The 13,308-nt window shown below is 47.5% G+C and carries 10 protein-coding genes; 2 read left to right on the top strand and 8 right to left on the bottom strand.

The window, feature by feature from the left end:
• The first annotated feature begins 158 nt into the window (after window positions 1–158).
• Window positions 159–1,007 (top strand): HEAT repeat domain-containing protein, encoded by an 849-nt coding sequence (locus P8J86_08020; protein ID MDG2054639.1) that lies wholly within the window; start codon window positions 159–161, stop codon window positions 1,005–1,007.
• 47 nt (window positions 1,008–1,054) lie between these two features.
• Here the strand turns inward: P8J86_08020 and P8J86_08015 are convergent, their stop codons facing one another.
• The 5 genes from P8J86_08015 to P8J86_07995 form a co-directional block, all read right to left on the bottom strand.
• The gene (locus tag P8J86_08015; protein ID MDG2054638.1) at window positions 1,055–2,278 is read right to left on the bottom strand and encodes a Tm-1-like ATP-binding domain-containing protein; all 1,224 of its coding nucleotides are present in this window, start codon (window positions 2,276–2,278) and stop codon (window positions 1,055–1,057) included.
• Between the two features lie 14 nt (window positions 2,279–2,292).
• Complete coding sequence (locus P8J86_08010) at window positions 2,293–3,150, bottom strand: phosphoenolpyruvate hydrolase family protein (protein MDG2054637.1); 858 nt, start codon at window positions 3,148–3,150, stop codon at window positions 2,293–2,295.
• Between the two features lie 20 nt (window positions 3,151–3,170).
• Window positions 3,171–5,195, bottom strand: a complete 2,025-nt coding sequence (locus P8J86_08005; GenBank protein MDG2054636.1) for a bifunctional aldolase/short-chain dehydrogenase — start codon at window positions 5,193–5,195, stop codon at window positions 3,171–3,173.
• Between the two features lie 40 nt (window positions 5,196–5,235).
• On the bottom strand, window positions 5,236–6,456 hold the full coding sequence (locus P8J86_08000) for a multidrug effflux MFS transporter (protein MDG2054635.1): 1,221 nt from the start codon (window positions 6,454–6,456) through the stop codon (window positions 5,236–5,238).
• 126 nt (window positions 6,457–6,582) lie between these two features.
• Window positions 6,583–7,311 carry a VPLPA-CTERM sorting domain-containing protein gene (locus P8J86_07995; protein MDG2054634.1) on the bottom strand — a complete coding sequence of 243 codons (729 nt, stop codon included), beginning with the start codon at window positions 7,309–7,311 and terminating at the stop codon, window positions 6,583–6,585.
• 390 nt (window positions 7,312–7,701) lie between these two features.
• Between P8J86_07995 and P8J86_07990 the strand changes: the two genes are divergently transcribed.
• Complete coding sequence (locus tag P8J86_07990) at window positions 7,702–8,955, top strand: NAD-dependent dihydropyrimidine dehydrogenase subunit PreA (protein ID MDG2054633.1); 1,254 nt, start codon at window positions 7,702–7,704, stop codon at window positions 8,953–8,955.
• On the opposite strand, the gene hydA is transcribed toward P8J86_07990, so the two are convergent.
• Genes hydA through P8J86_07975 form a run of 3 tightly spaced genes read right to left on the bottom strand, consistent with a single transcriptional unit; the run spans window position 8,952 to window position 13,258 of the window.
• Window positions 8,952–10,355, bottom strand: coding sequence for a dihydropyrimidinase (hydA, locus tag P8J86_07985; protein MDG2054632.1), 1,404 nt, complete (start codon window positions 10,353–10,355; stop codon window positions 8,952–8,954). The genes P8J86_07990 and hydA overlap by 4 nt on opposite strands.
• 4 nt (window positions 10,356–10,359) lie before the next feature.
• Complete coding sequence (locus tag P8J86_07980; GenBank protein ID MDG2054631.1) at window positions 10,360–11,730, bottom strand: aminotransferase class III-fold pyridoxal phosphate-dependent enzyme; 1,371 nt, start codon at window positions 11,728–11,730, stop codon at window positions 10,360–10,362.
• Between the two features lie 16 nt (window positions 11,731–11,746).
• Window positions 11,747–13,258: an NCS1 family nucleobase:cation symporter-1 gene (locus P8J86_07975; protein MDG2054630.1), complete on the bottom strand. Its 1,512-nt coding sequence runs from the start codon at window positions 13,256–13,258 to the stop codon at window positions 11,747–11,749.
• Window positions 13,259–13,308: the final 50 nt, after the last annotated feature.

Genomic DNA, 13,308 nt, shown 5'->3' with positions numbered 1-13,308 from the left:
CAGTAGGCAATCAATCGCTGCCAGGACCGCCTGAGCTGGAGCCAAGCTGCCACCAAGCGAGCAATGCTTGCAGAATTAGCTGTGGCGATTAGGCTATTCTTCCTATGAGAGCGAAATTCCCTTGGGCCGGCTGACTTAACACCTATAGGAAGAACCGAATGCCATCCAATATCCCAACCCTCATCTCTGGTCTCGGTGACATGTATATGCAGCCGCAGAGCATCACCCAGCTACAGCAGATCGGCCCGAGCACTGTAGACCCCTTGCTTAAGGCGCTGGATACAGATGACCAAGTCACTCAGGCGGGGATTATTGAAGTCCTACAGAGCTTCAGTTCGAGCGTTGTCCCCCAACTTACTGTGGCATTGGGATCTCCTTCACAGGTGGTTCAGGCTGCAGCGATTAATTTATTGGCAGCCATTGGCTCACCAGTCGTTCCCCAGCTCATAGCGATACTAACTAGCAATAATATGTTAGCCAGTTCTAATGCTGCAGTAACAATCAAGAGAATAGGCCCCACTGCCTTGCCAGTTCTCAAAGAAGCCGCCAAAAATGACGAAAGCGATATTCAAACGAAGTTGCTTCTTATCGAGCTCGATTTAGATCAGTTCAGCATCTATGAAAGTGATCTGGTCGACGCACTCGGTTCTTCTAATCAGGCTGTTGCAGCCCAAGCAATCAATGCGGTGGTGTCTCAGGGAGAATCTGCCTTGCCTTTGCTCAGCGATTTGATGTGCGATTCAGATCCTTACAAGCAACAGAACAGCACAAACTCAATGATACGCTTGAGCCCGGTTTCAATACCGGTGTTGGTCGATTGCCTCAGTGGTTCTCATTCCCAAGTGACGCAACAGAACGCAGTGCGTGCCCTGGCTGCAATCGGAGGGCCAGCTGAGAAACAGCTAAGAGAAGCGGCGACCAACGACGATCAGTACGTCAGCCAAAATGCGCGAACAGCGATTCAGGCGGCGATCAGTGCAGCGCGTAAGCAGAAACTTTATCGCTAGGGCTGACGCCCCTACTCGTGAATCCGAACTGTTTCACGGATAACTTCTTAGGCGTCGTTAATCAAAGCACACAGCTCATCGACACACGCTTCAATAAATACTGGGTCTTCAGCTCCAGCATCAATTTCTATGACATCGACTGCTTTAGGTAGCACCGACTTTAAGTGCTCAATAAAGATCTGATCGCATTCAGGATCATATAGTGGTCCACCCTCAACTGAGTATCGCCCAACCCCCTGAAGTGGCAGTAGAACCTTGATCTGACCTTTCACACCTGACAGTCGCTTGGCAATTTCTTCAGCCAACTGTTTCATCTCCGAAGCATTAAGCCGCGGAACGTAAATAATTGGGTTATGAAAAGTGTAAGGGCGTCCGTCATACTCCGGTGGAATTGAATCAGGCTCTACAAACAAGCCGATATGCTCAGCGCCTCCGGGAACGATAATCTGAGGTAGCCCCAATTCAGCACCAACAGTCAGTCTTTCCGCCCCACCGGCTCGGAATCCACCAAACAGTTCATCGGATAGTTCACCCAATGCATAGTCAAATACCGCATCAATAACGCCCTCCCGCATTAACTGTTCCATGGCTCGCCCACCAGATCCAACCGCATGAAACACAATGACCTCAAACCCTCTCTTGCGTAACAGCTCCATGGCATACATTGCACCTTCGGTCAATACACCAAGATTTGTCATGCCAATGGTCGGCTTACTTCCACGAACACTTGTAAATGATGTGTCCACTAAAGCCATTCCATAAGCCGCGCCAGCTGCATTTGCAAGAATGGCACGCATGAGATTGTTAAGCCCAAGAATATCGCCAACAGAAAACATCATGGTGATATCTTTTATGTCTACAAACGACGATGTATCACCCGAAGCTACTGTCGATACCATAATTTTTGGAAAACCGTATGGCAGTAGCCGCATCACTGCTGTGCAATTACTCGTTCCTTGGCTGCCACCAAGTCCGACAATTCCATCGATCTTACCGGCAGCAACCATTTCGCTGATCAGTGCGATGGCGCCTGCATCCATAATTGGCGAGGCTTCTTTTCGACTTGGAGCCACCAACATAGATTCTAGGGATGCGCCACCCGCCTCAGCAATCTGCTGCCTTGTAATATCTGGAACCACACCTGGTTCACCAACGACTCCAATATCAATGAGTACTGTTTCAGCACCCAGTTTGTGCAATTGCTGGCGCAGATAAGCAGCCTCTTCACCCTTTGTATCTAAGGTTGTGATAATGGCAATTGTCTTCTTCACAAAATCACCCTATCTCACTTACGAAACCGAAGCTCGGCAAATTCCTTTGCCGCTTCTAGAACAGCTTTCTCAATCGGCAGTCTTTCGGTTGAAGATCCGGTCCATACGCCGTGACCACAAGTATGGTCAAGCATGTACTGAGCATCTTTTGCGGTCTCCATCGCAGCTCCATGCCCCATAAGAATCATCTCGGGATGAATCTTTTTGAGCTCTTTATATGCATCATCAGTACGTTTAGCGGTCTCTTTAATAGTTTCACCGGAGTCATATCCAACGATACCGCCTTTTGTTGTTCCAGCATGGAAGCAAAATATATCTGGGCGTGATTGCTCTACCATGGCAATACTATCTTCCAAGTCAAAAGCTAATCCCACCGTAACCATATCCATTTCACGCGCCAGCTTAAGCATTTCTATTTCGTTTTGAAATGTAATACCCGACTGGACGAGTACTTTATACAGATTTGATTCCTTGTCGACATAGCTAATCGACGGCCCAATATTAGAAACACTCATCACACCCATATCTTGACACTGCTGTAAGACCATACGCATATCTTTCAGAGGATCGTTTGCATTGAGGCATGCACATACAAATGCCGCTCCATTCATTGCTGGCATGATGTCTTCTCTGGTGTAGTCAAGCGTCTGCTGGTTTGCGTCAAGAATGGGCCACATCATTGACATAGTTCCCATGCCATTGGCTCTAAGACGAGCACCCGAGAAGGTATTGACGCAATCCGCTCCGGCTTGTTCGAGTAACTTGGCAACAAGTCCACTGCCTGCACTCGAAATAAGAATAGGGATACGCTTCTCTACTTTCTTACGAAGTCGAGCCATGATCTCATTTCGTGAAAGCCTTACGGTAATCATTCCATACTTCCCTTCTACTTCTAACGAGGAAATCCAGCAGGCACACCACCATCAATAGGAAGCAAAGCTCCTGTTGTAGGCGTCGCTCTTGATGCAAAAAATAGCACTGCTCGACCGACATCTTCTGCTGTAATCGTTGTCTTAAGCAAGTTTCGCTGACGATAGAAGTCTTCGAGGTCTTCTGTAGCCAACCCTCTTGAGGCCGCCCGCTGAGGACCAACTTCATTCCACAGACCTGATGGGTTTTCGCGGGTGCCAAAGACGGCATCCGGACAAACCATATTGACATGAATATCATCCCCAGCCAGTTCCATTGCTGCAACCTTACCGAGTTGCTGGGCCCCTGCTTTACTTGAGCTATAGGATGAGAAATCGGCGCCCGGCGCTAGCACATTCTTAGATGAGACAATAACGACAGAACCACCACGTGCCTGATTCTTAAGAATGGGTATGGCCACCTTGAGGGTTAGAAATACACCAATCTGATTGATCTCTACGACCCGGCGGAATGTATCAGTGTCATGTTGATCAAGTGGCGCTGAATGCGCCACTCCAGCATTTGGTATTAGAATGTCGACTCCACCGTACCGAAGGCAAATTTCTTCAAATGCTGAGCGAATAGACCCTTCATCCGTCACATCTACCTGTACAGCTGTCACACCTTCCATGCCAATCTGATCTGCAACGACTTTCGCTTCATCTCCTCTGATATCAAGAAGCGCAACAGCAGCTCCAGCATCAGCAAGCACTCTTGCAATACCCTCGCCGATCGCACCCGCGCCACCGGTCAAGACCGCAACTTGACCCTCCAGAGGCTTTCGTGACTGCTTAGAGATCTTTGCTTGTTCGAGTGTCCAGTACTCCATATCAAACAGATCAAGATCAGGGAGGCCTTCATACGCACCTAGACCGGCGCCCGCTAGCTTGGTAAGAATCGTGTGCTCTGCAATGTCGCCAGCGATCCGTGCTGCTTTTGATGTCGTACCTGCAGTAACCAGACCCAAACCTGGCACCAACAGTACCCTTGGACTTGGATCAAGTGGTGTTCGTGAGCCTCGAGCTGCGCACCCTGCAGTGTAATAATGCTTGTAGGCTTCGATATAACAATCAATCGCACTGGTAATTGATTGTTTATCTGGATCAACCCAACATGGCAGACTTTTTGTTCGAATGGTGTGATCAGGAGTCAATGGTGGCGTTACCAGAAGTGCCTCTGCATCAGATCGTGCCAAAGCCGCAAGTATCCAGGCATCTTGACGTGTTTCAAGCACCAGCATGTGCTCGCCACCAAGTGTTCCACGCAGAGTCGGTAGCACCTTTGATGGGACTTTCGATGTTTGAGCGATTGCTTCTGTAACGTTGCGATACTCTTCTTTGAAGTATGAACTAGCCATATTGACTAACTCTAGATGCCGATGCAGTGATTCCTCACCTGTCTCACCAAAGGTAAAGAGGCCATGTTTATGAAGGAAGACGCCTTCAACATCTGGATGAGCGTCTACGGCATCAGCAACTGCTTTAGAGAGCGGGAAGCCTGGCATGATAAATGGCAGTGCCACGACTCGATCACCGAAAATATCTTGGCAGAGCGTTTCACCGTTTACACGATTTGATATCGCCAAAATCGCATCTGCATGACTGTGATCAATAAACACATGAGGCAAAAAGGCATGCACAAGTGTCTCAATAGATGGCGAGGGGCCACTGGGATCAATCATGCAACGCTGGACACTGCGAACCATTTCTTCATCAGAAAGATGATCCAATGTCCGAAGCTTTCGTAGCTGCTGAAGATCCAAAGCGGGAAAGCCCGCCTCTTCGATTGTCGCCAGATCCCATCCCGAACCTTTGACCCAGATGACATCAATTGTCTCTCCATCAATGTCAACAATACATCCCTTCGCTGACGTGTTTCCTCCACCATGTAGCACCAGTGATGGATCAGAGCCCAAAAGACGGCTTGTTCTGACGCGCTCTTGGAGCGTCTTTTCTGCACATTCCATGATCTTGGCTTTGGCCTGCATACTGTCTTTCAGTCTGGTCATTGCAGCATGTTAATCGGTTCCTGGCATAATGGGTGGCTGATCATGAGGTTGTTGGCGTCTCACGCCTCAGAGCCCATCTAGCCAGCAAGAACGCCACGGTTTCTAAGCTAACCAGCACAAGAAAGACGAATGCCATCGGCAGCTGAGTTGTCATGTTAAGTATGCCCCCAACTGCCACCGAGATGCCCACACCAAAAAACCCCACCGTACTAATGAGAGCGCTTCCAATTCCAATCCGCTCTGGGAATAACCCCACGGCAAGTGCTACACTCGCCGGGCAGGTCATGGCCGACCCAATCAGCGCAATACCAAGCGTGATGGAGATCACTAACGCGTTCAACGGTGCCACAAAGCCTGAAATCAGAAGGCTTAGCGTACCGAGCCAGATTAGACATAACCCAATCAGGATCAGCCCAATTGGCCGTATTGACTTGGCCAGTAGCCCAACAGCACCGTTTCCGATTAGATTTCCAAACCCTATGGCAAGTGCAATAAAACCGTATGTACGAGCAGAAAATTGCATCTCTTCTTGGTAGAGAAATGGTGCTGCTGCAACAAAGACAAACTGTATAGACGCCCCGAACATGAACACACCACATAATGTGAGATAAGACTTATTCCCTAGCGTCAGTCCACATGATTTCAAAACACCTTTTATTTTGAGTGGCTGACGTCGCTCAGGCGGAAGCGACTCCGGCAGCATCCACCAGAAGAGTGCCAACAACAACAGCATAAAACCAGAAAGAATCCAGAACATTGGTCGCCAACCAAGGCTGTGCACAACGATGCCACCGATACCAGGAGCAATGACTGGAACACTTGCCCATGCCGCACCTAAAATTCCAAATGTCCGGGTAAGCTGGTGTCCAGAATAGGTATCCCCAGCATAGGCATAACAAATAACAAAGCCACATGCGGCAAATAAACCCTCGAATGCCCGCGCGATAAAAAGTACCTCGATACTGGGTGCAACAGCGCATCCAACGGTACTCAGTATCAGGCCTACAAGTGATACAAGTAGCACCTTTCGTCGTCCCAGCGCATCAGATATCGCACCAATCGGCACGTTACCCAAACCAGAGAAGATGATAAATATAGTGACCGTGAACTGTGTCAGTGTGGCCGACGTCTGTAGATCTTTGGCGATATCCGGCAGTGCAGGACTATAAAAGTCCACTGGGATTTGTCCCAATGGAACAATTAAGATAATTAGAAAGAGAAATAAGCAGCCGCGATTTGGCTCGTTCTCTACACAACTCATTCAGCGATCTCACTCAAGCCCTAAGATAGTGCTTTGGCATATTGTAGTTCTCGGGTCAGTTTACTACCGACCCAACTAAAATAATATCCAAGAGAGTGATTATCGTGCTTTCATGAGCCAGATTGATTATTGGGCCTCAGTCCTGCTTCGACGCCTACCTAAAGCAATACCACCTAGGCCCACGAGCCCGAATAGCATCGCAGAAGGAAGCGGAATCAGTAGTGAAGTCGTGCTCATCGACAGGTTGAATTCTCCAAAAGCTTCTAGACCAACTTCCATACTATCTTTTACTCTTGACCTAGATAGAGCACGGAGATGGTAGGTCTCACCTGCTTTCAGCATACCATCAAAATCGAAAACACTACGATCAAGCGAATTCCATCCTGCAACAACAAGCCCGCTTGAATCTACAAGTGATCCCTTTGAATAATTACCACCATCTTGATTGGTGCTACTGACTTGAACATCGAGTGAAAACAGCGCATCATTTTCTATGGTAAATTTAATAACTGTCTTGCTTTTGGATATGGTTTTGTAGCCATTATTTTCTTCACCTGAATAAGTCGCCAGGCTCGTTCCAAAAGCGCTCAGTGAATAGCCATCCCAAGCAGTGTCGTTTTCCGTACTGCCGATTGACATGCTCGAACCAAATACGAGCTCAGTATTGGCAACACCACAGAATGGATTTTCAATGATAGAGCCAGTGGCTTCATCAACCATGGAATCACTTCCAAGATCTGAATAACCATACGTGTTGTTATTTGCAAAGGTCATATCAAAGACATCTGCATTGACAGCAGTCGTCATTACACAGACGACAACGACCGTTATGGAATTCCAGAATTGGACTCGCATCTCTTTCTCATTCCCAGAAGAGGTTTCTGAAAACCACTTTTTGATCTACCCGCTTTCGCTGCCTATTCGGCTTCGCAAAGCCAAGGCCATAGATCATCCCTACCTCTCAAGTATAGAACTATTTTGAACATAAGTCGTTCTTTTGCAGTCATTTATGGAGTGCCAATAAAAAGCGGTCCGAGAGTCTCTCAAAGGCATTTCTCCAGTCAATTCGACCACACTCCGATCCCGAACAGTCCATAATGACTGCATACAGATACTATTGATCCATAGTGGCCATAGATTCAGACCTTAAAAAAGAGAATCTTTCCACCGCGCACGGCAAGTACTTGATTGATCAAGTGCCCTCTCTTGATCTGCACAAGTTCGTTACATGGGAGTATTTCTTCGATGGTGACCCTAGAAGTTGAAGTCAATGGCCTGAAGCTACCCAATCCTTTTGTGATTGGATCTGGCCCTCCAGGAACAAATGCCAATGTCATTGAGAAGGCCTTTAAAGAAGGTTGGGGAGCGGTAATCGCCAAAACTATTTCTCTTGATGCAGACAAGGTCACGAATGTTGCGCCACGTTATGCTCGGCTTCGCGCAAGTGAAACGCGAGAGGTCCTTGGATGGGAAAATATTGAACTTATTTCTGATCGATCTTTCGAGTCATGGATCGATGAGTTCAAGAAAGTCAAAGACCTTTATCCAGATGGAATATTGATTGCTTCCATTATGGAAGAGTATCGAAAAGATACGTGGCAAGAAATTACAGAACGTTGCCAAGAGGCTGGTGTCGATGCCTTTGAACTCAATTTTTCATGCCCTCACGGACTACCTGAACGCAAAATGGGTTCTGCGATGGGACAAGATTCTGACATCGTCGCTGAAGTAAGTGCATGGGTTAAAGAAGTATCGAAGGTTCCCATATGGGCCAAGATGACTCCAAACATTACCCACATTGAAGACCCCGCTCGAGCAGCTTTAGCGGCAGGCTGCGATGGCGTTTCTGCTATCAATACCATCTTGAGTGTCATGAGCGTCGACCTCAATACACTTCGGCCTGAACCAACCGTCGAGGGATTTACCGTACCTGGTGGCTATTCCTGTAAAGCTGTTCGGCCTATCGCCCTACGAATGGTCATGGAATTGGCAACAATGATGTACGGTGGAAACTCCGGCAAGCCGATTCCAGAAGCACTTGACGCAATACCAGCACCTGATCGCAAGTCAGCTTCACTGGATACGGGAAAAATCTCAGCAATCGGTCATTTTGACCCGCAGACGAACGCAGGCAATTTCTCTGACCGAAGTCTCTCGGCAATAGGAGGCATTGAGACTGGCGATGATGCTGCTCAATTCATTTTATTGGGCGCTTCCACCATACAGGTTTGCACTGGAGTCATGATACATGGCTACAGCCTCGTTAAAACAATGTGTGAACAACTCACCGCGTTTATGGAACTGCATAACTTCAACACCATTGATGATTTCCGTGGTCACGCGCTACAGTACTTTACAACTCATGCAGAGCTTGTACGTCGTCAGGCTGCAGTTAAAGCCGCAGACAAAGCAGCGCGTGCTGGTATGGTTACAGAAGATAAACGCTGGGATGGAGAGAAGTTTGTCGAACAGTCCAACGATTTGGTCGCTAACGATTAGACACTTAGAAATTCACGAACAATGTACTGGCCATTGGCGTCACCACCAATATACCGACCCTCTTGAGCCACAAGCTTCCCACGAAGCGTGACATACTCAGCTCTACCACAGCGGTCCATACCCTCGAAACCGCAGTAGTCGACTTTTGAAAGACTGTCATCCACCGTGAACTTGCCTCTATAGTTCGGATCATAAACCACAAGGTCAGCATCTGATCCCACTGCAATTGTTCCCTTCTGAGGATACATGCCAAAAATCTTTGCTGACTGTGTTGAACATGCATCAACCAGTACATTTAGGTCTATTCGACCGGTGCAAACGCCATACGTATGCAGCAAATCAATACGCTCTTGTATCGATGGAATGCCATTTGGTATTGCTGTGAATTCTTTGCGCCCCATATCTTTCTGACCAGCAAAGTTGAAAGGCGCATGATCTGTACCGACCGTGGCAATATCACGGCGAGCGAGTGCATTCCAGAGTGCCTTATGCTCTTCGCTATCACGCAATGGTGGCGACATCACATATTTTGCGCCTTCAAAATCCTCACGTTCTGCATATGTCTTGTCAAGAACGAGATGGGGTGCCACCGCCTCGATAGAAACATTCACCCCGCGCGACCGTCCACCAAGTGCCTGCTCTAAGGCTGCATTACAAGATGTATGAACGATATAAATATGAGCGCCTGTCAGCTCGGCAAATGCACAAAGATGATTAACACCAGCAGCCTCAACACTACGAGGCCGAGAAGGCTCATGCCATTGCGGCCCTGTCTTACCCTCAGCAATCAAACGCTTTTGCATGAGATCAATTGCGGCAGCATTTTCACAATGAGCAGTCACGACAATGCCAAGCTCGTTTGCCATCTCAAGCAGAGAAAAAAGATTTTCATCAGAGATATCAAGTGCACCTTTGTAGGCCAGAAATATCTTAAAAGAGCGGATACCTTCATCTCTCACAAGTTCACGAACCTGTTTTCTTGCAAGCTCATCAAATCTCACCACCGACAGATGAAAACTAAAATCACAACAAGACCCCGTCGATCGGTCTTCAGCTAATTTTTTCCACTCATTAAATGCTGCACTTGGCTCATCTTGCGGCCCTGGACAAATCATTTCAATAATTGATGTTGTGCCACCTACAATTGCTGCTTGAGTTGCTGAGGCATGATCGTCAATTGCATTCGTACCCATAAATGGCAGATGAATATGCACATGAGGATCAATAAAACCCGGAAACACAAGTTTTCCATCTGCATCAATTACTGTGGTATCTGACGGCAAGCTCGCTAAATCAATAGCAGGCTCAAGACGGGTAATAGTCTCACCCTCAGCATACACATCGGCCATGACATCTTGATCAGAGGTGATTACACGACCATTACGAATTAACAATGGCATCTATCTAAGACCTCTCTGCTTCGGTTAAACATATGTCGAGCACTCTACATAAGAAATCACAATCCGCTCGATCAATACACATGGGAGGCTTGATTCGAAGAACATTTCCGTGCAGGCCACCCTTTCCTAACAATAAACCAAGATCTTTCGCTCGCTCATGAACCTGTGCCGTTTCGGCTGTAGCAGGCGTTTTACTGCCATGCTCACTGACCAATTCCATGCCCAACATTAAACCCTGCCCTCGCACATCTCCTACCAATGAATGCCTAGACTTCAGTTCAGTAAGCCCTTCTTTTAGATAAGAACCTATTTCATGTGCATGCCCCTGAACATTATCTTGCAAGATCATCTGTAATGTGGCAAGCCCCTGTGCAGTTGACATCGGATTTCCACCATAGGTATTGAAATGCAAGCGTTGCACCATTGATTCTGCGATATCTGCTCGTGTGCAGCAGCATGCTAAAGGCACGCCATTTCCGATACCTTTTGCCATCGTTACCATGTCAGGCACGACATGGTGGTTTTCAAATCCCCAGAATGCTGTGCCAGTCCGTCCGAATCCAGTTTGGACTTCATCACTAATACAGATGCCACCTGCATCCCGCACTAACTGATACACATGCTGCAAGTATCCCGGCGGTAACTCGACTGCCCCACCCACCCCTTGGATTGGCTCAGCGATAAAACCAGCAACTTGACCTGGAGTGTCGTATGTTAAGACTTCCTTTACACCAGCTGCATACTTTGGTCCTGCTTCTGGATCCTCATATCCAAATGGGCCTCGGTATCGATCTGGACAAGGCACATGCGTCACGCCTATGCCATGTGGATATGGATATTTCCAATTATGCAGCGCGGTGAGCCCCATCGCCTGATTCGTGAGTCCGTGATAAGAATTTCGTAATGACAGCATTTCGAAGTTACCGGTATGAACCCGTGCCATCAACATCGCCAGTTCATTGGCCTCACTTCCTGAACTGGTGAAGTAACTCACACCAAGACCTGATTTTTTAGGAAACGTTGATGCCAACAGTTTTCCAAACTCAGCAACATTCGGATGCAAATAGATGGTTGTCGTATGCTGCAGTCTCTCATTCTGCTCACGAACAGCCTCAAGTATCTTTGGATGGCAATGACCAACCGAAACAGTAACGATACCTCCGATGGCATCTAAATACCGTCGTCCTTTTTCATCGAAAAGCCACTGCATATGGCCCTGGACAATCATGATTGGATCACTGTAATAAGTCACAAGTGCCGGCGTTAGAAATTCCCGACGCATGGCCAGCACTTCGTCGCGTGATGGTCCATCATAAGGAAGTGGCGTAAATGCACAGGCAGGTAGCGGAGGTGTGTTTTCAGCATCCTTGTTCATATTGATATCCAGCCTTTTATCTCGAAAGCTCTTTATTTGTGCCACCTGTAAACTCAAGCTGCTCATACATTGCAGGGGCTGCTCGACCAGGAGTCAATTGCATAAGTAACCAGTAAATGATAACGCTTAGCGCTACACCAATAAACCACGCGTAATCATAGAGGCGATCAAAGAACGACCAAAATAGTGCCTCTTCAGTTCCAGCCGTGTTTGTTACTGCGTTAATGAAACCTGGGATATTAGGCAGTACCGCTAACACCAGCGTAGCAACAGCGATCCAATTAATACCTGCATAAACACCACGTGGATCATAGAGGCCCTTCAAGTCGAGTCGTGTACGTCGCAAGATAAAATAATCACATAACATAATGCCAGCTATTGGCCCCAGTAATGCACTGTAGCCTAAGAGCCATGTATAAATGTACTCTTGCAGATCTGTCAATAAACGCCATGGCATAATCACGACACCAATAACAGCTGTGATCATGCCACCAATACGAAAACTAATACGCTGTGGGAAGAGATTTGAGAAGCCATTTGCAGGGCTGACTACATTTGCTGCCAAATTAGTAGAGAGTGTTGCCAGTAACAGTGCAAACAATGCGATCACGACGATCGTCTTCGAACCGAGTAACTCAACAAGCTTAATGGGATCCCAGATTGACTCGCCGAAAATGATGAATGTTGCACCTGTGACAACAATGCCAATGAAACAAAAGAAAGTCATGGTTGGGGGTAATCCAATAAGCTGACCCACCACCTGGTCCTTCTGAGTACGGCAGTATCGAGTGAAATCTGGAATATTGAGACTAAGCGTTGCCCAGAAACCAACCACTGCTGTCAACTGTGGCCAGAACACCCACCAGAAACCACTATCCTCACCAAAACGCGTATCACTATTAAACAGAACCGCATCACTAGGCACCTTAACCAAGGCCCAAATGAGTAAAGCAGCGCCGCATGCAATAAGAAATGGCGCTGCCCAAACCTCGAGCCACTTTATAGACTCGATACCAGTCCAAATGATGACCACATGCACGAGCCAAAAAGCGAGAAAACAAAGGAACTGCAATGTGGTGATTCCGAGAAAGCCAATAACATGTGTGTCAGTAGTGGTATCAATCCACCCCAGGGCACCAAGAATTGAATAAATCGCGCCTCCACCGATCCACGTCTGAATACCAAACCACCCGCAAGCGACCAAGGCTCTGGCAATGGCCGGAATATGAGCGCCTTTGGTACCGAAGCTTGCACGCGCAAAGACGGGAAATGGAATGCCGTACTTTGGACCCACATGACCAATCAACATCATAGGAATAAGAACGATAAGATTGCCGATCAAAACTGTGGCCGTTGCTTGCCACCAGTTCATTCCCATTGCAATCATTCCTGACGCCAACAGATATGTTGGTATGCATACAGCCATACCGATCCACAACGCTGCGATGTTCCACATCGACCATGTTCGCTGCGAATATGGGACAGGACATAAATCTGGATTTGATAATGACTCGTTCAGAGATTCCATTAGCTTTCAAACCTCTGATCTAAGAACATAATTCAAGATGCCTAATCCAA

The sequence above is a fragment of the Phycisphaerales bacterium genome (assembly GCA_029268515.1).
GTDB lineage: Bacteria > Planctomycetota > Phycisphaerae > Phycisphaerales > SM1A02 > JAQWNP01.
The sequence above is the reverse complement of the archived record's forward strand: the minus strand, read 5'-3'. Positions and strand labels throughout refer to the sequence as shown.